The 22,450-nt window shown below is 52.6% G+C and carries 23 protein-coding genes; 14 read left to right on the forward strand and 9 right to left on the reverse strand.

Annotated features, from left to right (window positions below; genetic code table 11):
• Window positions 1-3: 3 nt before the first annotated feature.
• Entirely contained in the window at window positions 4-447 is a 444-nt protein-coding gene (locus tag PLD04_01275) for a Fur family transcriptional regulator (protein HXK66948.1), read from the reverse strand.
• A 79-nt stretch (window positions 448-526) separates the two neighbouring features.
• Window positions 527-1,831, reverse strand: a complete 1,305-nt coding sequence (lpxC, locus tag PLD04_01280; GenBank protein ID HXK66949.1) for a UDP-3-O-acyl-N-acetylglucosamine deacetylase — start codon at window positions 1,829-1,831, stop codon at window positions 527-529.
• A 43-nt stretch (window positions 1,832-1,874) separates the two neighbouring features.
• Here lpxC and PLD04_01285 point away from each other — a divergent pair, with 43 nt between their 5' ends.
• Window positions 1,875-2,432, forward strand: a complete 558-nt coding sequence (locus PLD04_01285; GenBank protein ID HXK66950.1) for a hypothetical protein — start codon at window positions 1,875-1,877, stop codon at window positions 2,430-2,432.
• A 10-nt stretch (window positions 2,433-2,442) separates the two neighbouring features.
• On the opposite strand, the gene PLD04_01290 is transcribed toward PLD04_01285, so the two are convergent.
• Complete coding sequence (locus PLD04_01290; GenBank protein ID HXK66951.1) at window positions 2,443-3,000, reverse strand: DUF3365 domain-containing protein; 558 nt, start codon at window positions 2,998-3,000, stop codon at window positions 2,443-2,445.
• 146 nt (window positions 3,001-3,146) lie between these two features.
• Between PLD04_01290 and PLD04_01295 the strand changes: the two genes are divergently transcribed.
• Complete coding sequence (locus PLD04_01295) at window positions 3,147-3,785, forward strand: zf-HC2 domain-containing protein (protein HXK66952.1); 639 nt, start codon at window positions 3,147-3,149, stop codon at window positions 3,783-3,785.
• Window positions 3,786-4,042: 257 nt separating this feature from the next.
• A complete protein-coding gene (gene bfr / locus PLD04_01300; GenBank protein ID HXK66953.1) occupies window positions 4,043-4,516 on the forward strand; it encodes a bacterioferritin in 474 nt (157 codons plus the stop codon).
• Window positions 4,517-4,560: 44 nt separating this feature from the next.
• Here bfr and PLD04_01305 read toward each other — a convergent pair whose 3' ends face one another.
• Entirely contained in the window at window positions 4,561-5,196 is a 636-nt protein-coding gene (locus tag PLD04_01305; GenBank protein ID HXK66954.1) for a class I SAM-dependent methyltransferase, read from the reverse strand.
• A 139-nt stretch (window positions 5,197-5,335) separates the two neighbouring features.
• Between PLD04_01305 and PLD04_01310 the strand changes: the two genes are divergently transcribed.
• From PLD04_01310 to PLD04_01330, 5 genes are read left to right on the forward strand one after another with little or no spacing between them, the layout of a single operon-like run.
• Window positions 5,336-6,763 (forward strand): sulfatase, encoded by a 1,428-nt coding sequence (locus tag PLD04_01310; GenBank protein HXK66955.1) that lies wholly within the window; start codon window positions 5,336-5,338, stop codon window positions 6,761-6,763.
• Window positions 6,764-6,818: 55 nt separating this feature from the next.
• Window positions 6,819-7,304 (forward strand): tryptophan-rich sensory protein, encoded by a 486-nt coding sequence (locus tag PLD04_01315; protein HXK66956.1) that lies wholly within the window; start codon window positions 6,819-6,821, stop codon window positions 7,302-7,304.
• Window positions 7,289-8,782, forward strand: a complete 1,494-nt coding sequence (locus tag PLD04_01320) for an SDR family oxidoreductase (protein HXK66957.1) — start codon at window positions 7,289-7,291, stop codon at window positions 8,780-8,782. The genes PLD04_01315 and PLD04_01320 overlap by 16 nt, the downstream gene beginning before the upstream one ends.
• A gap of 5 nt (window positions 8,783-8,787) precedes the next feature.
• Complete coding sequence (locus tag PLD04_01325; protein HXK66958.1) at window positions 8,788-9,261, forward strand: SRPBCC family protein; 474 nt, start codon at window positions 8,788-8,790, stop codon at window positions 9,259-9,261.
• The gene (locus PLD04_01330) at window positions 9,258-10,619 is read left to right on the forward strand and encodes a deoxyribodipyrimidine photo-lyase (protein HXK66959.1); all 1,362 of its coding nucleotides are present in this window, start codon (window positions 9,258-9,260) and stop codon (window positions 10,617-10,619) included. The genes PLD04_01325 and PLD04_01330 overlap by 4 nt, the downstream gene beginning before the upstream one ends.
• Before the next feature lie 214 nt (window positions 10,620-10,833).
• On the opposite strand, the gene PLD04_01335 is transcribed toward PLD04_01330, so the two are convergent.
• The 5 genes from PLD04_01335 to PLD04_01355 all read right to left on the reverse strand — a co-directional run bounded on the left by PLD04_01335 (window position 10,834) and on the right by PLD04_01355 (window position 17,413).
• The gene (locus tag PLD04_01335; GenBank protein ID HXK66960.1) at window positions 10,834-11,820 is read right to left on the reverse strand and encodes a zinc dependent phospholipase C family protein; all 987 of its coding nucleotides are present in this window, start codon (window positions 11,818-11,820) and stop codon (window positions 10,834-10,836) included.
• Complete coding sequence (locus tag PLD04_01340; GenBank protein ID HXK66961.1) at window positions 11,805-13,079, reverse strand: MFS transporter; 1,275 nt, start codon at window positions 13,077-13,079, stop codon at window positions 11,805-11,807. Before PLD04_01340 ends, PLD04_01335 begins: the two co-directional genes overlap by 16 nt.
• 73 nt (window positions 13,080-13,152) lie before the next feature.
• Window positions 13,153-13,353: a hypothetical protein gene (locus tag PLD04_01345; GenBank protein HXK66962.1), complete on the reverse strand. Its 201-nt coding sequence runs from the start codon at window positions 13,351-13,353 to the stop codon at window positions 13,153-13,155.
• Window positions 13,354-13,437: 84 nt separating this feature from the next.
• Window positions 13,438-16,728 carry a two-component regulator propeller domain-containing protein gene (locus tag PLD04_01350; GenBank protein HXK66963.1) on the reverse strand — a complete coding sequence of 1,097 codons (3,291 nt, stop codon included), beginning with the start codon at window positions 16,726-16,728 and terminating at the stop codon, window positions 13,438-13,440.
• Between the two features lie 232 nt (window positions 16,729-16,960).
• On the reverse strand, window positions 16,961-17,413 hold the full coding sequence (locus PLD04_01355; protein HXK66964.1) for a hypothetical protein: 453 nt from the start codon (window positions 17,411-17,413) through the stop codon (window positions 16,961-16,963).
• Window positions 17,414-17,524: 111 nt separating this feature from the next.
• On the opposite strand from PLD04_01355, the gene PLD04_01360 reads away from it, so the two are divergent.
• From PLD04_01360 to pstB, 6 genes are all read left to right on the forward strand, one after another.
• Window positions 17,525-18,250, forward strand: a complete 726-nt coding sequence (locus tag PLD04_01360) for a PilZ domain-containing protein (protein ID HXK66965.1) — start codon at window positions 17,525-17,527, stop codon at window positions 18,248-18,250.
• A gap of 91 nt (window positions 18,251-18,341) precedes the next feature.
• Window positions 18,342-18,785 (forward strand): Rrf2 family transcriptional regulator, encoded by a 444-nt coding sequence (locus tag PLD04_01365; protein ID HXK66966.1) that lies wholly within the window; start codon window positions 18,342-18,344, stop codon window positions 18,783-18,785.
• A 123-nt stretch (window positions 18,786-18,908) separates the two neighbouring features.
• Window positions 18,909-19,889 carry a PstS family phosphate ABC transporter substrate-binding protein gene (locus tag PLD04_01370; GenBank protein ID HXK66967.1) on the forward strand — a complete coding sequence of 327 codons (981 nt, stop codon included), beginning with the start codon at window positions 18,909-18,911 and terminating at the stop codon, window positions 19,887-19,889.
• Window positions 19,890-19,930: 41 nt separating this feature from the next.
• Complete coding sequence (gene pstC, locus PLD04_01375; protein HXK66968.1) at window positions 19,931-20,779, forward strand: phosphate ABC transporter permease subunit PstC; 849 nt, start codon at window positions 19,931-19,933, stop codon at window positions 20,777-20,779.
• Entirely contained in the window at window positions 20,776-21,633 is an 858-nt protein-coding gene (gene pstA / locus PLD04_01380) for a phosphate ABC transporter permease PstA (protein ID HXK66969.1), read from the forward strand. Before pstC ends, pstA begins: the two co-directional genes overlap by 4 nt.
• Window positions 21,594-22,397 (forward strand): phosphate ABC transporter ATP-binding protein PstB, encoded by an 804-nt coding sequence (gene pstB / locus PLD04_01385; protein HXK66970.1) that lies wholly within the window; start codon window positions 21,594-21,596, stop codon window positions 22,395-22,397. Before pstA ends, pstB begins: the two co-directional genes overlap by 40 nt.
• The last annotated feature ends 53 nt before the right edge of the window (window positions 22,398-22,450 follow it).

A 22,450-nucleotide genomic window follows, 5' to 3' on the forward strand; every position in this document is an offset into this window, starting at 1 on the left:
GGCTCAGGAGTTTTTTGAATTACAGGTTTTACAGGTACCAAAAACCTTCAGATTGTGATGTGTGGCGGCGAAACCGAGCTCTTTGCAGCGACGTTCCAGGACTCTTGGGACGTCCTCATCGGTAAATTCAAGGATTTCCCCGCACTTTTTGCAGATACAGTGGTAGTGGTTGTCATCCTCCCCCGCGCATTCATAGAGGTACTGTTCTCCGCCGAGGCGTTCCCGGTTTAAAAACCTCATCTCGACGAGAAGCTCAAGGGTCCTGTAAATGGTGGCTCTGGAAACCTTCCGGTGTTTCTTCTTCATCTTGATCAGGAGGTCATCCGCATCGAAATGGTCCCGCGTCGAACAGACTTCTCGAAGGATTTCGATCCGTTCCGAGGTTATTTTATATTTGTTTTCCCTGCAAAATTCTTTGAATTCCTGAATGCGTGCGTTCAGATTCATATGGACCCCCTGGAATTGAGAATGTGTCCGATTATGATTTTATCACAGGGGGGGGTGAGGGTCAATCTTCTTCGATTTTTTATTCAGAATTTGAACTGACAATCTTTCGCAGCAGCGCGATATTATCCTGATGCCCCGTCAACCTGGCAGTGACTTTTCCTCTGACGGGAAAGCCCAGAAGAAAGAGATCTCCGATAATATCAAGAATTTTATGGCGGACAAATTCATCGGGAAATCGAAGGGTTGTATTGATAACTTCATCTTCTCCAACCAGAATACAGTTATCCAGACGGCCCCCGGACCCCAGCCCCAGCTCGTTCAGCATCTTGAGGTCTTTCATGAATCCAAAGGTTCGGGCCGGCGCGATCTCCCGAACGAAGGCCTCCGGGGACGAAAGGGTGAAGGAATAGGATTGTTCTCCGATGGGTGGGGGATATTGAAGGAGGTAATGAATGGAAAAGGAAGAATCGGGTTCAATAAGAAGGGATTCGCCTCTTCCGGCCTTAACTTCGTAAGGCCGATCAATGGTCAGAACCTGCTGGACTTCGTCCTGATCCTGAATCCCCACTTCCTCCAGGATTCGGCAGAACTCAACCGCGGAACCATCCATGACGGGAATTTCTCCGTGGACTTTGATCAGTAAATTGGTGATTCCGTAAGCATGGAGGGCGGAGAGAAAATGCTCGACGGTGAAAACTTGCTGATCATCCCTGGAAAGGGTTGTGGCATAGGTTGTATTCGCCACGGCTCTCAAATGGGCTGGAATCATCGTTCCCGATGGAAGGGTAAGGAGATGGATTCCGCTATGGGCAGGAAGGGGCTGAATGATTAATCCGGTTCTCTTTCCGGAGTGGAGTCCATGACCATAAATCACCGTCGAATGGCGAATGGTTCTCTGGGGCTGAGAAGAGGGACGAAGAATCGGCAGGTGTGGCGGAGGCTCGGTCTCGTGTTCCGCCATGTGACGGTCCCGACGAAGGTCCAGTGCGGAAAGAAGCTGCCGATCCTCAACGAGGGATCTGCGATAAGCGATTGCGCCACGAATTCCGTCGATAATCTGGTGGTAGGACAGGGGTTTCTCGATGTAGTCATATGCGCCCATTTTCATGGCCTTTACGGCTGTGGCAATCGTGCCATGTCCTGAAATCATGATGATGGCTGCAGAAGGGTCTTTCTCGCGAATTGCCTGCAAAATTTCCAGCCCGTCCCTGTCCGGTAGCCATATATCCAGAAAGATGACATCCGGACGTTCGTTGATGTAACGATCCACCACTCCCTCACCGCAATCCATCGAAATAGGTTCATACCCCTCGTCGGTAAGAATTTCGGACATGGTGGAGCGGATCCCCTGTTCATCGTCGACGATCATGATTCTCGTTGTCATATCTGTCATTGTAACCCAGATGGCATTGTGCTACTATTTTTTCATGATAAAGGCGAAAGGTCCCATCCTGAAATCTGTTCTCAAATACATTAAAGGCCATCTCGGGGAATCGGGGTACGAAGCATTTCTGAAAACTCTCCCTGAGGACATCCAAAAGGTTCTCGCCCGTCCGATCCTGACTTCGGAATTTTATCCATCGGATATTATTGTCGGCATCATGGATGCGTACGTGAAACAGGGGGATCTTGACGCGGCCAAAGTGTTCCATGATATGGGGCGCGTCAGTGCCGATGAAGGCTTCACCGGAATCTATAAGATCTTTCTGAAGGTCGGATCTCCGGCCATGATGATTCGCCAGGCACCGCTGATCTTTAAATCATACTACAGCCAGGGAAAGATGGAAGCGGAAGTCGTCTCCAAGAATGACGCCAATGTGAAGATTACGGGAGCTGAGTTTGGCCATCCGGCCCTTTGCACGCGGATTACGGGATTCATCGAACGAACCATGGAATTGTCCGGTGGAAAGAGCGTCAGGCTCACCCACACCAAGTGTGAATCACGGGGGGATGACGAAGAATTCTGGTACGGACTCTGGGAGTGATGCTGTCCGATTAGAGGTTTTTCCGAAGTGAAAAGGCACCGCGAAGATCACCGACCTGGTGGCCTCTCGCTCCATCATCCGGATACAACTCCTCCAGTTTGGTTTTTACTTCTGCAGGAATTTCCTTCCCATGACAATTCAGGCAAAGCCCTTGCGTTACAATACCCTTCATATACCTGAACTCTCTGGTTTTGCCACTCTCGACGATTTCAGATCGTACCAGGGATTCAGGTGGATCACCCTTACTCAGCAGCGTTTCAAACTCACGAAGGACCTTTATCTCCCACGGATCTGGCCGATTCGAAACGTTTCGGGCCTTCAGACTGACTCTCCGAATCCTCATTCCAGTTTCCCGGGAAATGTCTTCGGCAATCTTAGGTGCCTGGATGTGACAAACTTCGATGGCACCGGAGAAGCCGCCCTCCTGGATCGATTGTGAAAGGGCTGTCTTGAGTCGGGTGGCGAACCGGGAAGCGGCATCGGCGGCGGCTGTTTCATCGGATGCGGGGGGGGATGCGGCAAGAAGGAGAAGTGCGGCCCCCAGAATAGAGAAAGCAGATTGCTTCATCTTACCTCCTTTCATGATACAGTCTACCAGACGTTGCATTGTCTCTTCACGGAAAGATCGTTTTTTCACAATCCCGGGCCGCTACAGGTGTACGGGGGAGGGGAACAGGAATAGAACATGAATCGAAGATGTTAGAACGGATGAATATGAATCAAAATCTTGACTGCCAACAGGTTTGCACCTTTCTCTATGCATATCTGGATAATGAACTGGATAGCAAGACAGCACTTCTCATTGAAGAACATCTGGAACGTTGTCCGGAGTGTGCGGGTAAATTTGACCAGGTCCAGCGGGTTCGGGAAGAAATCCGTCACCACGTCCTTCAGCTGAGGGCTCCGGAGCGCCTGAAGGAAGACATCCGCAGACTTTGCCAGGAAAGGGAACGCAATTACAGACCTCTTCTTTACGTCCTTGCCGCCAGCCTTCTGCTGGTCATGGGAGGACTTGTGACGACCCTGTTCCGGGGCGGAGAAATGTCGGCGCAGACCATCGGGGCTGCCGTGGTTTCTGCATCCGTCGGGCAGCCCGTACACCTGGAAGGTGAAATTGTCTGTCTGCGCTGCATGATGAATCATCAGCACAGGGGGCTCCGTCCCTGCTCGGAAGTCGGACATGCATACGCTCTCCGTACTGACTCCGGGGAGATCTGGGTTCTACTCCCGAGTAAAACCCTTGACTCTCTTATGGATCAAGAGTCTGATCCTCTTTCCCGTCATGCCACCATCGATGGGCTGGTTGCCTCGACTGCCCGACCCATTGTGGATGTAGCGTCTCTTTCTTTTTAAAACTAAATCTTTACAATTTATTTTTCCCGCAAAGAGTCCAAGATTTCATTTGGGGACAGGTCATCTGTGTCCCCGGTAGAAATGAGGCAGGCATCTATCCCGGATAATCCAGAGCTGCAGCGCCTGTTTCCTGCTTTCTCCCTTCTTTTCCTTTACTCGCTGGACTGTTGTTCTTTGTGAGGGTATCTCGTCGATTGACTTAATTCTCACGGTTTGTTCAAATGGAAGAGCCGTCATTCTATTCCAGGGAGGTTCCAATGAAGGGAAGCAAGAAGGTAATATCAATCCTGAATTCGGCTCTCGCCGATGAATTAACCGCCATCAACCAGTACATTGTTCACAGTGAGATGTGCAAGGACTGGGGATACGATATTCTCCATGAAAAGATCGAAAAGCGTGCCATTCAGGAGATGAAGCATGCAGAAGAACTTATTGGACGCATTATCTTTCTCGAAGGGTGCCCTGTGGTTTCCACGCTGAATCCAATCCACATCGGGGATGCGGTCGAGAAAATGATGGCGAATGACCTTACATCCGAGTATGGAGCGATCAAAATGTATCAGGGGCATATCAAAACATGTCTCGAGCTCGGAGATGCGGGAACACGGGAAACCCTGGAACATATCCTGAAGGATGAAGAGGACCACGCCGACTGGCTGGAAAGCCAGCTGGATCAGATTTCCCAGATGGGAATCCAGAACTATCTCGCCCTCCAACTGCGGGAATCCTGAAAAGGCGAACCTTTCCGTATAAATCACTTACCCTGAGAAGGGGGTCAATCCCCGGGCCGTCTCCCTGTAGCCAGTAAGATCCGGAAGTCCTTGGTTTCTCCTGAAGAGGTGACTTTCCGTGTGGTGTGCACAAATCTGACGTCCACATCTGTGTAGCCGGCCCGGGTAAGGATCTCCCGAAATTCATCCCCGGAGAACCCATGATGGAATACCCCGGTAGAATCTTCATGGAAATCTCCATCTTCCCGATCCAGGTCCGCCATGGCCAGAGATCCACCTGGGTGCAGGAGAGCGGACATCCGGGAAAGCAGTCTGATCGGATCGGGGATATGGTGGAGGGTCATGCTGGATACGATAATGTGGAACCGTTTATCGGGAATCGGATCGTGCTCAAAGTCCAGCTTCCAGACATGAATCCGGTCATGATCGTCGGGATGAATCTTCCCGGACATGACGTTCAGCATGCCCTCCGAACTGTCTACCCCGGTAACGGTGGCGACGTAGGGAGCCATCTCAAAACTGAGAAGTCCGGTCCCACAGCCATAATCCATCAATTCCCAGGAGGGTTTTATCTCGATCTGTCTTCGGATTCCCTCTGCGACGGCCCGGGCAAGTTCGATTCTTCGGGTCTTTGAATCCCAATCTGGAGCGGCATTGTCGAAATTTCTTCTTTGAGTCATGGCGCCAGTATATCAGGTGTATATTTGGTTGGAGAACAGAGATGTATAATAGAAATCGCGATGAAAATCCCTTGTTTTCTCATGGCCCTGTGATGATTCGATCCGAAGCAAAGATCCAGGCATGTGTAAGGATGGAAGCATGAGTCACCAAAAGCTCTCAGGGAGGAAATTCCTCCTTTTTCTCTCTCTGTTCCTGGTCCTGGTTTTGCTCTATTTTGTATGGACATCGTTCTTTTCCCGCATGTCTTCTCCGGATATGGAAAAGACGTGGCCGGTTCCCGGCCGGGTAATCGTGATTACCATCGATACCCTGCGGGCCGATCATCTCTCCTGCTACGGATATCCGAGAGATACATCGCCTTCCCTGGATGCCTTTGCACGGAGCGAAGCCGTAAGGTTTAAAGAAGCCTATGCCTGTTCCTCCTGGACCCTGCCTTCGATGATGTCATTTTTCACCTCTCTTACTCCTCCCCAGCATGGCGTGGAGGATCGGGGGACCCGCCTGAATCCGATCGTACCGACTCTGGCTACGGCCTTTAAGGTTCAGGGTTGGAATACCTCCGCTTTCATTACTCATATTTACGTAAGCCACATCTACGGCTTTGAAAAAGGATTTGACGAATTCCTTGAGCTTTCCATCGACTGGAATTACCGGGAAGGTCAACAGCTTCGAGCGGACCAGCTGAATGAAGCGGTTTTTCCGTGGCTCGAATCTCACGGAAAGCAGAAGTACTTTCTTTACCTGCATTACTTCGATCCCCACTTTCCCTACGATCCTCCTTCACCCTACGATGAGAAATTTTCCGATCCCGGCTACGATGGCGAAGCTGACGGTTCCATCGGATACCTCCTCTCTTATCTGGATCGTACCCGGTTGATGTCGAATGAGGACCTCCAACAGGTCGTCGGGCTCTACGACGGTGAAATCGCTTATGCCGATCATCATATCGGGCGTCTTTTTTCCCGGTTAAAGGAGCTGGACCTCTGGCAGGACAGCCTGATTGTTGTGATGGCTGACCACGGTGAGGAATTCCAGGACCACGGTTCGGTTCACCATATTCGTACCCTTTACCAGGAAGTGGTCCATGTTCCCCTGCTCATCAAACTTCCAGGAAGACCGTCATCCTCCCTGCGAAAGGTGGTTCCGGAACGGATCTCTCTCCTGGACCTGGGGCCTACCATCCTTCGTCTTTCCAATCTCTCTGCGCCTCCGAGCTTCAGCGGCCGACCCTTTGATTCCCTGATGCGTGAGCCCGGAAAGGATCGTACGATCTATGCCCGGACAAGGCGTCACGCGTCTGACAAGGCCGCAATTATCCGCCAGCGCTTCAAACTTATCCATCCTTTCGGTACCAACCACGATCCAGAGGAACTCTATGACCTTCGTGAGGATCCAGGAGAGCAGCGCTCTCTATTGCAGGACAAAACCGAAGTGGCGGATCAGTTGAGGAAAGAGATTGAAGACTACATGAATCCGGATGGGAGCTTCCGGGCGGGAGAGCGTGACCAGGTTGTTTTGAGCGAGGAGCAGAAAAAGCATCTCTCATCCCTTGGCTACCTGGATTGATTCACCTCAAAGGAATATTTCAGGCCGATAACGGATTTTCATGGGTGATCCTATGATGACGCGAACACTGTATTCAGCCCTGGTTTTCATCGCTTTTCTGGCCATCAGTCAACTGGCCGGGATCATGGGAGCGCTGGTCACACGGCCGGCAATTTCCTCCTGGTATGTGCATCTGGAGAAACCCTTTTTTACACCGCCAAACTGGCTCTTTGGCCCCGTATGGATTCTGCTCTATATTCTGATGGGGATTGCCGCTTTCCTCATCTGGCAGAGTTCCGCTTCTCTCAGCCTGATACGTGCCGCACTGATACTCTTTTTCGCACAGCTTGTTTTCAATGCGGCCTGGTCCTTTCTCTTTTTCGGAATGCGCTCACCTCTCCTTGGATTGATTGACATCGGTATCCTGCTCGTTCTCGTGGCATGGACCCTGGTAGCATTCATGCGAATCCATGTAGGGGCGGGGATCCTTCTGATTCCCTATTTTCTCTGGCTCACTTATGCCACGGTCCTGAACGCGGCAATCCTGTGGCTGAATCGCTGAGGGGCCGCCGTATCCTCGTTCTGGGTGCGACGGGGTTTGTGGGTTCAAGGCTCATCCCCGTTCTCCTTTCCAGGGGTGCTTCTGTTCGGGCGGCCGGAAGGTCGATGGAGAGGTTGAAGCACCACCCCTGGAGCACCTCTCCCGGGGTCGAATGTGTTTCCGCGGACGTTCTCGATCCAGCTTCCCTGCGTGAAGCCTGCCGGGGAGTGAATGCTGTTTATTACCTTGTCCATTCAATGAACCCTGGTGTTTCCAATTTCGCATCCACCGATCGAAGAGCCGCGGAAACAATGGCGGAAATTGCGAGGGATTCTGATGTACGACGGATCATCTATCTCGGCGGTCTGGGTGAGGAAGAACAGAAGCTGAGTGCTCATTTGAAATCCCGACATGAGGTCGCTGATATTCTTGCGGGAAGCGGGGTCCCTGTAACTACTCTCAGGGCTGCCATGATTATCGGATCGGGAAGCGCCTCCTTTGAGATTCTTCGTTACCTTGTCGAACGGCTTCCGGCCATGATCACACCCCGTTGGGTCCGAACCCGGAACCAGCCAATCGCCGTGACGGATGTCGTTCATTACCTTGCGGGTGTCCTGTTCCACGAAGATTCAAGGAACCAGACCTATGACATCGGGGGACCGGAAATTCTGACGTACCATGATCTGATGAAGATGTACGCCCGCATCACCGGGCTCTGGAGACGGCTGATTATTCCGGTTCCGGTCCTGACTCCAAGGTTAAGCTCGTACTGGATTCATCTGGTTACGCCCATCCACGCCTCCCTTGCCCGCCCCCTCGCGGAAGGTCTTTCTCATGAAGTGATCTGCAGGGACCATACTATCCTCTCCCTTATCCCCCGCACATTGCTCACACCGGAGGAGGCCATCCGGCGTTCCGTACATCCTTGCATCGAAAATAAATCACCGGGAGAAGATGGGGTTCTCGAGCAACCCGTGCCGGGAGATCCATCCTGGTCGGGCGGTCCCCGGCTGGAGGATGTGAGGAGGAAGATTGTTCGCACCGATCTTCAGCACGCCTGGCATCCGATTGGATCGATTGGAGGCGCGAGGGGATACTACTTTGCCAACTGGCTCTGGAGACTGCGGGGGTGGATGGATAAAATGGTCGGAGGCCCGGGCTTTCAGCCATCCGGTCCATCCGACGAACTCCGCAGGGAAGGAGATTCGGTCGATTTCTGGACGATTAGAATTTGGAATCCTCCCCGTCAGCTTCTTCTGGAAGCGGACATGAAATTGCCCGGTTCGGCGACCCTTGAATTTACCCTCGGACCAGGGGAGGCAGGCCATGTGGAGATCACACAGCGCGCGACGTTTATCCCGCGCGGACTGGGGGGGCTTCTTTACTGGTACCTGATCTATCCCTTTCACGCGGTTGTCTTTCGCGGTATGATTCGAGCCATAGCCCGGAGAGCTGTGAAGAAGGAAAACGGGCAGTCCAGGAAAGAAGGGAATCAATAACCGCCATGGGCCTTTTCAAAATTGAACGCCGCCAGGTGATTCCCGTCAGCCTGACCCGTGCATGGGGATTTTTCTCGGATCCCGGAAACCTGTCAGCCATGACCCCCTCCGACCTTCATCTGGTCGTGGAAGGTAATCCGCCGGCCATGTATGAGGGGATGATCCTTACCTACCGGATCCGGCCTGTGGCAGGCATTGCAGTTCGATGGGTCACAGAGATCACCCATGTCCGCGAACCCCATTTTTTCGTCGACGAGCAGAGAATGGGACCGTACCGTTTCTGGCACCACCAGCACCATTTCCGTGAAGTCCAGGATGGTGTGGAGGTCGAAGATATTGTCCATTACCGAATTCCCTGGTACCCCCTGTCGATTCCTATTCATTCCCTGTTCATTAGACCCCGGCTTCGCGGAATTTTCGATTATCGTTCAGAGAAACTTCGCCAGATCTTTCCATCGGTTCCAGTGGAAGAGCCATGATTCTGCCTGAGAGGATTCGTGATTTAAACAACCATAGGCCTCAAAAAAAGAACTACGTTCTCTACTGGATGCAGGCAAGCCAGCGAGTCCTGGATAATCATGCCCTGCACTATGCGATCGGATTGGCAAACCAGTGGAAGTGCCCCCTTCTGGTCTATTTCGGGCTGACTGACGGATATCCAGGGGCCAACCTTCGCCATTACCGTTTTATGCTGGAAGGGTTGCGGGAGGTTGCCGCAGAAGTAAAGGAAATGGGAGTCGCTTTTGTTCTTCGCAAAGAAGATCCTGAGGAAGGTGTGATGGAACTTGGACGGGAAGCTTCGGCGGTCGTGGTGGATTGCGGATATACGCGCATCCAGAAACAATGGCGAAGCCAGGCGGCCATCCAATTGCAATGTCCTCTGATCCAGGTGGAAACCGATGTCATTGTCCCCGTGGAAACTGCTTACCCCCGTGAAGCCTGGTCTGCAGCTGTATTGCGACGCAGAGTAAGTCAGCTTCTTTCCGACTACCTGGTCCCGCTTCACCCGCAACCTCTGCGGTATCCATGGATGGGGGAGCTGCCGGAAGGATTAGACGTGAATGACCTTCCTTCCATTCTGGAATTGCTCGACGTAGACCGTACTGTTCCCCCGGTCCCCGGGTTACAGGGAGGGACGGCCCGGGCCCTTGACTCATTTACTTCGTTTGTTGAGCACAATCTTGATCACTACCATGAAGATCGAAACGATCCTTCGCTCCAGGGAGCGTCGGGCATGAGCCCCTATCTCCACTTTGGTCAGATCTCTCCTCTGACGTTGGCTCTCATGGCCAGGAATAGACCCGGCCCGGGTTCGAAAGCCTTTCTCGAAGAACTGATCGTCCGGAGAGAGCTTGCGGTCAATTTTGTTCATTACAACGCCGAGTACGATACCGTTCAATGCTTACCGGAATGGGCGGTTCGAACGTTATCGGAGCATGCTTCTGATGACCGTGAAACACTCTATTCGTTTTCGGAACTGGAAAGGTCCCAAACCCACGATCCTTACTGGAACGCGGCACAGCTGGAGATGGTTCGGACCGGGAGTATGCACGGATACATGCGGATGTACTGGGGAAAGAAGATCCTTGAGTGGTCCGCGACATGGGAGGAGGCGTTTCAAACCGCCCTTGATCTTAATAACCGGTGGGAACTGGATGGAAGGGACCCCAACGGATTTGCCGGTGTGGCCTGGTGTTTCGGGAAGCATGACCGCCCGTGGCAGGAACGTGCCATATTTGGAAAGATCCGCTACATGAACGACAAAGGACTGACGCGGAAATTCGACATGGATGGCTATGTGCAGCGGATCTCCGAGCTTGAACCCTATCCCTTCTGATTACAAAACCTTCTGATCCGTAGTGGCTTTTAGTGATTTCGCTGGTATTGTCCGCTCTTCGCTAATGTTCTCTGTTGTGTAGCGGCCATTTACTTTGTCCATCTTTTTGCTTTGAAATATGTTGACACGCTCAATTTACCTATTCCTTGTGTGTGAATCTGTTTCCAAAATTACAAATATGCAACCATCGGATTATGAGTGACAAGGCGGGGGTTTATTTTGGATTCAGCAGTAACTCCATCATGGGTGTGGCTGTTTCGAAATGGACCATGGAATCATAGGGGACCCCGAGTAAGCCCGTCGATAGCCCGGGTCCATGCATGCCATCCAGGAAGAGGTGAGCCTGGCCGGCCGCAAGAAGCTCATCCAGGGGGGTGAGGAGTTCAATAAGCCGTGCAGCGGTTTGCTTTCCCATTTCCTGGATCGTGGTTTGGATCGGGTTGCCCAGAACGGGGTGACGATATTCGATCGGATGTTCAAAGAAGGGGATCTTTACGGGCTCAGGAGAGGGATAGAAAGAAGAGAGGATCAGATCACGATCGAAGATGGGCAGGGTACCCAGAGCATTCACCAGGAAACGGATGGAAGGTCTGAAAAAAAGAGACTGAATCCAGGCATGGTTGCGAATGGCTCTCCGAATGCTCGTTTTCCCTGCTGAACCCTGGACGCCGTAAAACGCTGATATTCTCTGGACGAGCCATGACCGGGATACCGGGATGCCTTTCAGAAGGTTCCTTACCCGTCCACGATTGGGAAGGCTTTGAGCCGAAGCCACATAAATGTCAAGGTAGGTTTCAAAGGTATGGTGGCGGATCGATGCCGTCCGGTTCCGGTCTCGATCGCCTGAAACCCGTCGCCCAGAAACGTAATAGACAAGGGGATGAAACGATGCGTCGGCCAGGATGTGGGTAAGTGCCCCGACTGCAAGAGCCAGGGTGGCAGGGTTACCGCGCGGCTCGTCCTTCAGGAGTCTTCGAATCGAGTCGAAGGTATCTTCTCCCGCCGTGCCGTTCAAAATCTTTTCCGCGTGATCCAGGGAAGGGAAGGGATGTCCCCGAATCGTGTAATACGAGGAATCGTGCACCACAGCGCCGAAAAGGTAGAGAGGAAGGTGGGTTTCCAGGCATTTCTTCAGAGGGCCGGATGGAAGAGCATTCCGGACCTCCATGGCCAGGGTCCAGTGGGTCAGTTCTTTTGGCACCCTGTCTCCGAAAGGTCGATACGTACCAGGATGAAGACTCCCGTACCGAGGAGAAGAAGCAGGCTTAAGACCCCGAACCGTGAATGCCCGGAGAGGCGGGTGGTCAAACCCATCAGAATGGGTCCAAGTACAACGGCAAACTTGCCGAAGATGTTGTAGAACCCGAAGAACTCCGAAGCGGAATCACGGGGTACCAGACGGGCAAAGAGAGAACGGCTCAGAGCCTGGATTCCTCCCTGCGATGAGGCGACAAGAAGGGCCATGACCCAGAAGAGGATCATCTGCATGTCCGGGTCTGCAAGGGAGGGGAGGAGATAGCCGGTCAGAATGATGAGAGTGTAGACACCAAGTCCGGCCAGAAGCATGAATCGCCCGCCCAGTTTCCTTGCAAGCCAGCCGTAGAGAAGGGCACAGGGAAAGGCGACAAACTGGATGACCAGGACAACTGTCAACAGCATGGACGTTCCGAAACCCAGGTCCTTCCCGTAGGCTGTGGCCATGATGATGATCGTATCCACGGCGTCAATGTAGAAAAAATAGGCGAGGAGGAAGAGGAAGGGTTTCCTGTACTGTCGGATATGGCTGAATGTGGCGCTTAATCGCCTGATTGAGTCACGCACAGGATGAGAAGTGGGAGGGACGCCATGGTGCTGGGTGACGTTTCTTGCCATGGGAATACCGAAGACGAACCACCAAACAGCCGTGATCACAAAAGCCAGGCGAGTGGCTTCCCCTGGTCCGGATAGTCCTACAAGGGAAGGATACTGGATAATGGCCAGACTCAGCAGGAAGGGGATGGTACTTCCAATGTATCCCCATCCGTATCCCAGCGTGGAAATCCAGTCCATCCGCTCCTCTCTTGTTACATCGACAAGAAAAGCGTCGTATACGACATTGGCACCGGAAAACCCGATTCGAGCAATTCCATAAAGGAGAAGACAGAGCGTGATGGTTCCCGGTCCGGAAAGGGCAATAGGAAGGGTGAAGAAAACGCCGATCAGCCAGAAGATCATCCACACAGGTTTTTTGAATCCGCGGATGTCTGCCAGGGAGCCCAGAAACGGGGCGATAAGGGCGATGCAGAGGGAAGCAAATCCATTGACGAAACCCCACTGGGAAGTGGAAACAGCAGGGTCGACTCCGGATGAAACAACCTCCTTGAAATAGAGAGGAAGAATGGCTGTAGTAGCAATCAGAATGAAGGCTGAATTGGCCCAGTCATAGAGGATCCAGGATTTTTCGTGTCGTGTCAGGGCCATGGCCGGGTACGAATTACTTTTTTTGAAAGGGGGCAAACATAGAAAAAACGGGAATCCCAGGCGTTTGGGACTCTCATTCTGATGGGGAGAGTACCTCCCAGCAGGAACCCTCGCAGGAGTGATTCTCAAGGCTTCCAAACTTGGGATTGTCGCAGCATACGCCCTTGAGTTTCAGATCTCCATCTTCATCCTTCCATTCCACGAGAAGGTGGGCCGATCGTCCTTCCTCAGGGCAGGTCACGGTTTCTTCGCTCCAGATAATGGTCTCTTTCATGGCAACCTCCTCATTTCTGACGACCGGCAATGTCTGGTCCTGATTATTGTACGACAGAGATTGGGTGAGGTCCAGAGCCAGGGTTCAGGTTATCTTGAGTACGACAAAGGTGATGTCGTCTTCCTGGTGCCGTTCCTTCCGCCACTCATCTCCGGCATTGACGAGGTGCTCAATGATCTGTCCGGGACTTTGGTCGGCCACCTCTTCAAAGATGCGGATCGCCCGCGGGTAATCCAGGATCTCTTCCTCGTCACTGTATAATTCAGCAAACCCATCTGTCATCAGCAGAATCGTATCCCCCGGATCCAGATGGAAGTTCTCATCCCGGTGAGGGACGGGGAAATCCACGCCCAGAAGCATACCCTCAACCAGGAGTTCCGTTACGGTTTCTTTGGCTGCCTTGTAGATCAGGACCGGAGGCATTCCTGCGGAGGTGAGATTTACATTACCATCTTTGTACCGGAGAAGGGTTAAGGCCATCCACATGTTTTCCAGCCGCATGGTCTTCAGCAAAATATTGGTTTGCTGCATGAATTCTAAAAGGTTCGTTTTCCCTCGTAAGGTGGAAAAGAGACCCTTCATGATCGCGACCATGATCCCGGATCGAGTCCCGTGGCCGGTTGCATCTCCAATTGCCACGGTCAGACTCCCATCCTCACAGACGTGGAAGTCGTAATAATCTCCACCCACTTCGGAGGCGGTCTGCATAAATGCTGCAATTTCCAGACCGGGGATCGAAGGGGGCCGTACCGGCAGCATGGAAAGCTGAAACCTTCTAGCCTCTTCCAACTCCTGATTCTTAAGATCGATTTCGTTTTGCAGCGCTCTGGACTGAGCTTCTGCGACACGGGACTGAAGTTCCGCCGCCCTGGCTCTCAGCTCTGCTTCTGTCAGACGGGCCTTTTCCCTCTCCCGGGCTTTTTCAACGCGAACGATGGTCAGAACGAGGCCCACGGCGCCAAAGAGGTAGAAGAGATAAGCCCACCACGTTTTCCACCACGGAGGATGGATGCGGATGCGCAGCTGAGCCCCTTCATCGTTCCAGATGCCATCACTGGAAGCTGCTCGAACATGAAAGGTGTACGATCCAGGAGGAATGTTGGTGTAGATAGCAATCCGACGGTTTCCCGCCATCGTCCAATCGTCCTCTAATCCCTCCAGCCGGTAGGCGTACTGATTTTTCTGAGGAGCACTGAAGTGGAGACCGACATACTCGAAAGACATGGAGTTCTGATTGTAGGGGAGATCGATTACTTCGGTAACGCAGATAGCCTGACGCAGAGGAGAATGCTCGCCCACGGTAACCGGTTTATTGAACAGACGGAATCCGGTTATGGTCACTTTGGGCGGGTGCGGGTTTTCACTCAATATGTCGGGGGAAAAAACATTCAACCCTCTGACACCTCCGAAAAACATATCTCCGGAGTCGTTTCTAAAGGATGCGCCGGCGTTAAACTCCATGCTTTGAAGGCCATCTTCGACACCAAACCTCTTGATCATTCCGGTTTCCGGCGTAAATCGGGCGATTCCCGCATTGGTCGAAAGCCAGAGATGTCCCTCCCCATCCCTCAAGATTCCGTAGATGACATTATTGGGGAGACCATCTCGCTCCATAATATGGGTGAAACGCCCGGTTGTAGGATCGAGACCGTTCAGCCCGCCCCCGAGTGTTCCAACCCAGATTTTGCCCTCTTTATCCTCCTCCAGGCACTGGGTGTAAGGGTGATTCAGACCATAGGGATTTCCAGGGTCGTGAGTCCAGCAGTCAAACCCATTTTCTTTCCGCATGTACCGGCACACTCCACCGCGTGCCGCAATCCACAGGGTTCCTTTGCTGTCTTCCATGATGTCCCGCACGGCATCACCCGGAAGACCTCCTCCCGGGCCCAGACCGATCGTGAAATTGGTGAAGGTATTCTTTTCGGGATCCCACCGGATCAGGCCATATCCTGCCGTTCCGAACCACATGGACCCATGGCTGTCCTGATGAATGGCGATAACGCCCCGCGCATTCAGCTGACTTATTCTGGGAATGTTAAATGAAAAGGGCTGAAAGTCTTTGTCCGAAGCGCGTTTTCGGTGCAGGCCCATCCGGGCGGCCCCTGCCCATATCGTCCCTTCTTTGTCGCAATACAGAGACTGAATCGTATCATTCGGAGGATTCATGGAATCCTCTTTTTCTGTATAAAAATAGTGGCGGATCGAACCTGAGTTCCGATCGATTTCATTGAGCCCGCGCTGTGTACCCACCCACAGCTTTCCATCCAGATCCTGGGTAACGGACCACACCATGTTACTGGTCAGCGTTTCGGTTTCTGTCGGGTTTTTCTGAATCCGTGAAAATTTGGTTCGTGTCGCATCGTAGATGTCCAGCCCCATGGTTTCAGTACCGATCCAAAGAATTCCCGAGGCATCCATATAGAGGCGATAGATGGGGTTATCACTTAACGATCCGGGGTCATTGGGATCGGGGGAAAAATGGTCCAACTCACCCGTCTGGGCCGAGAAACGGTATAGACCTCCATCCCGCAGGGCAAACCATACCGATCGGTCCCGGGTCATCAGGCCGGCCGTTAAACGTTCCTGCCAGTTCGGTGCCGGGTCAATCGAAAAGGGCTCCAGATATTCAAAGTGATCCGATGCTTCTCCCGGTACGAATACACCCTGAGATGTCAGACAAACCAGTCCCTTGTCGGTTTCACACATGAAGTAGGGAACCAGGGGGGAGGGATCCACGGACTCCATGGGTACCTGATGGAAGGACTTATCCTTCGAGTCCCATCGAAGGACCTGTGTATCCGCAAGCACCCACACCTGCCCCCTGTCATCGGAAAAGATACGGAGTCTTTCCAGTGCATGCCCCGTATCTTTATCAGTCAATGGATATTGGAACCACTCTCCTGTACGGGGAAGAAACTGGATGATCGTCGACAGCCTGTTTCCCGCCGAAATCCATAAGTTTCCCCGGGAATCTTCACAGATTGTGCCGATTAACATGCCTCCGGATGACACATCCTTTTCGGGAACAAGAGGAAATGAGGTAAAAGTTTCAGTGTCTGAATCAAAACGGGCAAGCCCTCCTCCGGCTGTCCCGACCCAGAGAGTTCCTTCTCGATCTTCGTATAAAGCGCTTACGATACTGTAGGGAAGGGAACCGGGATTACCCTGAATATTTCGATAGATCGTGAAGGAATAGCCGTCATACCGGTTGAGTCCATCAGAGGTCCCGAACCACATGAATCCCTGACGATCCTGCAAAATCGCCGTGATCGTTCCCTGGGAGAGGCCGTCATCGACCGTGAGATGATCAAAGGCCATGAGGTTCGCTGTGAATACTCCAGAAAGGAGGATGCAGACAAAGGTCGCTATCCTCAAGAAACAAGTTTGGTGAAGAGACATGAAGATTCGTTTCATCGGGTTAAACAGTCATACGAAAATTCTCACCAAAGGGTTCATGGGAGAGTAAAGGTACACGGAAAGGAAATGGAAACCCGCCGGTCCGGCGAGTTTCCGGCAGTCGGAAGAACGGCATTGGGGAGGGAGGTTTAAGTCTACTGCCATCTATGATAACAATCGAACCAGCCGCAAACATTCCCATTTCCCTGGTCTACTCTGCCTTCAATTCTTTCATTTCCAGCAGGGTGGGAGTAAAGGACGAGACTTTCCAGCCGTCAGGAGTCTTTATCACGATGGCTTCCGTTTCGATGCGTGCCGCCATGGTAGCCCGCATGGCAGAAGTCACGCCGGGCGGGTTAAAGAGGATCAGGATACGACCACGAGCATCCACCCCCTCCCCAGCAGGACTGGTTTCCATACTGTCCACGTGAACGGTGACCCCCATAATGCTTTCCATCATATGGTGGGTAACATCATTCACTCCCAGGCCTTTCAGATCCTCCCGCAGACCCGGAGCGCCATAATTCATCGCCTCTCCCAGTCGATTCAGTGCCCAGGATTCGCTGAACTCCTTGAACGCCTTTTCACTGCCGGAACCCACAAAGAGCTTCAAGACAAAAAAGAGAACCACAACACATACCAGAATCAGGATTACTTTTTTCATGTCAGCACCTCAGTTTACGTAGGATCACATCTATTCGATGTACGGATGCTCTCTGCTTTCTATTCTACAGGGATCCGGTCTCATGATCCAGACACATGGTATAATTTCTCCGTGGAACGGAGGGCGCTGATCGTCGAACTTCCCGTCGAGGTCTACGCCAGAATCCTGCCCGTACTTACCAGGGGGGGGTTCTCTGTGGATCGTCTGACTCGAGCGCAGGGTGCGTCGAGCTTTATCCTTCACCAGTCGTATGACCTCATTCTTATGGGGTACCCTGTTTCCGGCAGAGGCGTGCAGGATTTGTTCGAAATTCTTCGATGGGAAGATTCCCCCTGCCTCCATACTCCTCTCCTGATGTTTTCACATCCCGCCAAAATAGATGAAGCCAGAAAGTATGTTGGACGGGGTGCCAGCCGTGTCATGCCCATCAATTCAGCCGCCCAGTTCATCATGGCCACGATCGAGGAACTCCTGTACGTCGCACCAAGGCTGATGACGCAAATCATGGTGCGGTTAGATATCCCGGAACGACGTCCCAGGGGTATTATCCTGTGTCAGACAATCAACCTTTCCGCTACGGGTATGCTGGTTCAGACGGGACGGCGCCTCGATATCGGTGACCTGGTGAACTTTGAATTTATCCTTCCCGGAGATAAAGAGGTTGTCCATGGATCGGGTGAAATCGTCCGCCATACCCTTCTCAGTAAAGAGAAATCCGGCGGAATGGCGATCAAATTTACGCACTTTGACGGAGATAGTGATCTTCGACTATCTTCCTTTATTTCAGGACGTTGTGATAAAGTTCAATCGGAAAATTCCAGGGTGGCGACGGTCTGAACTGCATGGCTTGTGAAATATAGCGCTTGACAGGCATCATAAAATGATGTATTATAAGACTATAATAATGATAGACATTAAGGATATATAGATGCTCTCGAGAAAGGCTAAGTACGGATTGAAGGCCATCCTGTACCTTGCTCAGGTACACGGAAAAGGGCCTGTGCTGATTTCCGACCTGGCTGCCGCGGAGCGTATTCCAAAGAAGTTTCTGGAGCAGATTCTCCTGGAACTTCGCAAGCAGGGCCTTCTCTTTGCGCGAAGGGGCCGGGGAGGAGGATATGAACTTGCACGTCCGCCACGAGATATCACAATGGGAAGTGTGATACGGATTCTGGATGGACCCCTTGCCCCCGTCTCCTGTGTCAGCCAGACTGCCTACCGGCCCTGCGAAGAATGCCTCGACGCTAAGAGTTGCGGGATCCGGCTTGTCATGCAGGATGTGCGGGATGCCATGGCGGATATCCTGGACCATACTGATCTTGCAGCGGTTCTTCTCAAGAGTGAATCGCACCGAAAAAGGGGAGAGGACTGATGCTTTTTTTTCGTGCCTATATGTCTATAAAAACTATGGACAATATATTTAATATGGGATGGATCCTCGTGATACTCCCTGCCCTGACGGGCTTTTCTGAGGAGATGGATCCAGGGAGGATCTATGTTCCGTAATTTCTTGTGTGTCGTACTTTTCATCGCTTGTCTTGCATCTATCGGATGCGGACCTGAACCGGAGAAAATTGATTCCGAAACGTTACAGGGAAAGATCACTCTTTCCGGCGCGTGGGCTCTCTATCCCATGGTCGTGACATGGGCCGAAGCCTTTCAGAAGGAAAATCCAGGTGTTATGGTCGAAGTATCTGCAGGAGGGGCAGGGAAAGGAATGGCCGATGCCCTTTCCGGGACTGTGGATCTTGGCATGGTTTCCAGGGATATCTCGATGGAGGAAGTCGCCCAGGGTGCCTGGTGGATTTCAGTCGTCCGGGATGCAGTTGTCCCCACGGTGAATGTCTCGAACCCGCTTCTCGATCAACTTCTGGCCAGGGGAATGGATCGGGAGACCCTGCGGTCAATCTGGATCACGGGAAAGACTCAGAACTGGAAGGAGAGTCCTGGAAATGAACCTCCTCTTTCCATCCATGTCTACACCCGATCCGATGCCTGTGGTGCGGCCAAGACCTGGGCTGACTTCCTGGGTGGGGAACAGGAAGATCTTATGGGAGTCGGAGTCTATGGCGATCCCGGCCTGGCCGAAGCGGTACGGAGTGATCCCCTGGGGATCGGGTACAACAATATCAACTATGCCTATGACCGATCTACCCGGCACGCAAATCAGGGAATCCGCGTACTGCCCATCGATCTGAATGGGAGTGGATCCATTGAACCCGAGGAAGACGTATATGGGACTCTCGACTCGATTACCGAGGCGATCGCGAAAGGTATCTATCCTTCTCCGCCTGCCAGGGATCTTCACCTTGTGACAAAGGGTGTACCTGAACGGAAACTGGTCCGATCCTTTCTTCTCTGGATCCTCAAGGATGGTCAGAGATTTGTCGAGCCTGCCGGGTATATTGCACTCCCGGAAGCAAAGCTTCAGGACCAGATGAAATCCCTGATCGATCCAGCGGCCGTGCAGCCCTGATACCCATGCGTCGGTTCCTGGATAGCTCGGCCAGGAGAGGGATGCAGCTTCTTTCCTTCTTCAGTCTGGTTCTCATGGTCACCATAGGTATCGCACTGCTGGTGAAATCTCTGCCGATTTTAAAGGCTCACAACCTGAGTGACCTTCTCCTGGGTTCGAGCTTCAAACCTCTTCGGGGCGAGTTCGGCTTCCTTCCATTTCTGGTTGGAACCCTGTGGGTGACGGGAATTGCCGTTGGAATTGCCTTCCCTCTATCTCTTCTTTCGGCTCTGTACCTGTCAGAGTACGCTCCCGGTTCTCTGCGAAACGCGTTCCGGCCCCTTATCGATCTTCTTGCAGGAATCCCTTCCGTCATCTACGGTGTCTGGGGAATCGTCGTCTTTGTGCCGCTTGTCCGGGATCACCTGGCCCCCGCCATGGGCCGGTTTTCATCCGGGTATTCGGTTCTCACGGCAGGTATTGTGCTGGCGGTCATGATCCTTCCCGTCGTGATTCATGTTCTTCTTGAGGTCTTTTCCGCGGTTCCGGTGGAATCTAGGGAAGCGGCTCTCTCTCTTGGAGCCACCCGCTGGCAGGCCGTAAAGCACGTCGTTCTTCGACGATCCATTACGGGGATCATTGCCGCCTGTGTTCTGGGGCTCACCCGGGCGTTTGGAGAGACCATGGCCGTACTGATGGTTGCGGGTAATGTACCGGTTATCCCCCGGTCTCTTCTGGATGCCGGGTATCCGCTTCCGGCTTTGATTGCCAACAATTACGGCGAAATGATGTCCATCCCCCTTTATGATTCGGCGCTGATGCTGGCCGCCCTGCTTCTCTTTGGTGTCATTCTCTTCTTTTCGATTCTTTCCCGCTGGGTACTGGTGCGGATAGAGAGGAGGACCCTGTGATCCGGCGATGGGTACGATGGGAGGAAAGGTTTTTTGTGGGCTTGATGATTGGAGCCACATTGCTGATCGCGCTTACCCTCCTGTCCATCGTTGGAACCATCGTGATCAAGGGACTCCCGGCGATGAGCCTGGATATGGTGTTGAAAACTCCCCGCGGAGGGTTTTATCTCGGAAAGGAGGGAGGGATTCTCAACGCCATTCTCGGGTCTCTCTTTCTGACCGGTGGTTCTACGCTTCTGGCTCTCGGATTGAGCCTCCCGGTGGCGTTATACCTGAACCTCTATGCAAGAAAGGGATCGCCCACAGCTCATCTCGTTCGACTTGCCCTGGACCTTCTCTGGGGGGTCCCTTCCATTGTCTACGGGGCTTTCGGGTTTACTCTCATGATTGCGATGGGGATGAAGGCTTCCCTTCTGGCTGGCATTATCACTGTGACCCTTCTAATCATTCCGATTATGGCCCGTGCGATGGATGAAGTGATCAGTATGGTCCCGACGGAGCTTGTGGAAGCCTCTCTCAGCCTGGGGGCAACCCGTCTGGAAACGGCGTTGCGCGTTGTGGTTCGACAGGCTTTCCCCGGACTGCTGAGTGCTGTTCTTATTGCCGCGGGACGGGGAGTGGGGGATGCGGCAAGTGTTTTATTTACGGCCGGATTTTCTGATGCCGTGCCATCGTCCCTTCTTGATCCCGTTGCAACCCTGCCCCTTGCCATCTTTTTTCAGCTGGGAACTCCATTTCCCGAAGTCCAACAGAGAGCCTATGCCTCTGCCATGATTCTTACCATCCTGATCCTGCTCCTGTCAGGGAGTGCAAGATGGATATCCCGTCGCTGGATACGCCACGTTGTGAAATAGGAGATACCATGTCGACTCACATTTCCGTTGAAAACCTGAACGTACATTATGGAAAAGCGCAGGCACTGCATTCCATCAATATGGAAATCCCGGATCGTGCAATCACCGCCATTATCGGGCCCTCAGGGTGCGGAAAATCGACACTTCTCCGTACATTCAATCGACTTGTAGATACGGTGGAGGGAACTTCAGTCTCGGGCAGCGTTCTGGTTGATGGCGAAGATATCTATGCGCGGAATGCGGATGTGACAAGGATTCGTCGAAAGATGGGTCTCCTTTCCCAGCGTCCCTTTCCACTGCCAATGTCCATTTATGACAACGTCGCCTATGGTCCGAGAATCCATGGAACGCCAAACCGCAAGGATCTGGATGCTATCGTGGAAAAGTACCTGAAGATGTCCAGCCTCTGGGAGGAAGTGAAGGATCGCCTCCATGAGCCTGCTACAAGGCTTTCCATCGGTCAGCAGCAGAGGCTCTGCCTGGCCCGCGGCCTGGCGGTAGAACCGGAAATCATCCTGGCGGATGAACCGACCTCGGCCCTTGATCCCGTAGCCAGCCAAAGGATTGAGCAGCGTTTTAAAGCATTGAAAGACAGTTACACCATCATCCTGGTTACTCATATCCTTCGGCAGGCGCGACGGCTGGCCGATTATGTGATCTTCCTTTACATGGGAGAGCTAATAGAGCATGGAAAAGCGGAGGACGTTTTCTCAAGTCCGAAAGAACCCCTGACCCGTGATTACATCATGGGTACAATCAGTTGAGGGCAGCCGAATGAGGTTGTAAATCCTTTCTTGAAAAGAAAGGCCGTTTCTGA

Source organism: Thermoanaerobaculia bacterium, from assembly GCA_035593605.1.
Taxonomy (GTDB): Bacteria; Acidobacteriota; Thermoanaerobaculia; order UBA2201; family DAOSWS01; genus DAOSWS01.

Coding starts and splice junctions, on each gene's coding strand:
- PLD04_01275 (HXK66948.1), bottom strand. CDS start 447: ATGAATCTGAACGCACGCATTCAGGAATTCAAAGAATTTTGCAGGGAA.
- lpxC (HXK66949.1), bottom strand. CDS start 1,831: ATGACAACGAGAATCATGATCGTCGACGATGAACAGGGGATCCGCTCC.
- PLD04_01285 (HXK66950.1), top strand. CDS start 1,875: ATGATAAAGGCGAAAGGTCCCATCCTGAAATCTGTTCTCAAATACATT.
- PLD04_01290 (HXK66951.1), bottom strand. CDS start 3,000: ATGAAGCAATCTGCTTTCTCTATTCTGGGGGCCGCACTTCTCCTTCTT.
- PLD04_01295 (HXK66952.1), top strand. CDS start 3,147: ATGAATCAAAATCTTGACTGCCAACAGGTTTGCACCTTTCTCTATGCA.
- bfr (HXK66953.1), top strand. CDS start 4,043: ATGAAGGGAAGCAAGAAGGTAATATCAATCCTGAATTCGGCTCTCGCC.
- PLD04_01305 (HXK66954.1), bottom strand. CDS start 5,196: ATGACTCAAAGAAGAAATTTCGACAATGCCGCTCCAGATTGGGATTCA.
- PLD04_01310 (HXK66955.1), top strand. CDS start 5,336: ATGAGTCACCAAAAGCTCTCAGGGAGGAAATTCCTCCTTTTTCTCTCT.
- PLD04_01315 (HXK66956.1), top strand. CDS start 6,819: ATGACGCGAACACTGTATTCAGCCCTGGTTTTCATCGCTTTTCTGGCC.
- PLD04_01325 (HXK66958.1), top strand. CDS start 8,788: ATGGGCCTTTTCAAAATTGAACGCCGCCAGGTGATTCCCGTCAGCCTG.
- PLD04_01330 (HXK66959.1), top strand. CDS start 9,258: ATGATTCTGCCTGAGAGGATTCGTGATTTAAACAACCATAGGCCTCAA.
- PLD04_01340 (HXK66961.1), bottom strand. CDS start 13,079: ATGGCCCTGACACGACACGAAAAATCCTGGATCCTCTATGACTGGGCC.
- PLD04_01345 (HXK66962.1), bottom strand. CDS start 13,353: ATGAAAGAGACCATTATCTGGAGCGAAGAAACCGTGACCTGCCCTGAG.
- PLD04_01355 (HXK66964.1), bottom strand. CDS start 17,413: ATGAAAAAAGTAATCCTGATTCTGGTATGTGTTGTGGTTCTCTTTTTT.
- PLD04_01365 (HXK66966.1), top strand. CDS start 18,342: ATGCTCTCGAGAAAGGCTAAGTACGGATTGAAGGCCATCCTGTACCTT.
- PLD04_01370 (HXK66967.1), top strand. CDS start 18,909: ATGTTCCGTAATTTCTTGTGTGTCGTACTTTTCATCGCTTGTCTTGCA.
- pstC (HXK66968.1), top strand. CDS start 19,931: ATGCAGCTTCTTTCCTTCTTCAGTCTGGTTCTCATGGTCACCATAGGT.
- pstB (HXK66970.1), top strand. CDS start 21,594: ATGGATATCCCGTCGCTGGATACGCCACGTTGTGAAATAGGAGATACC.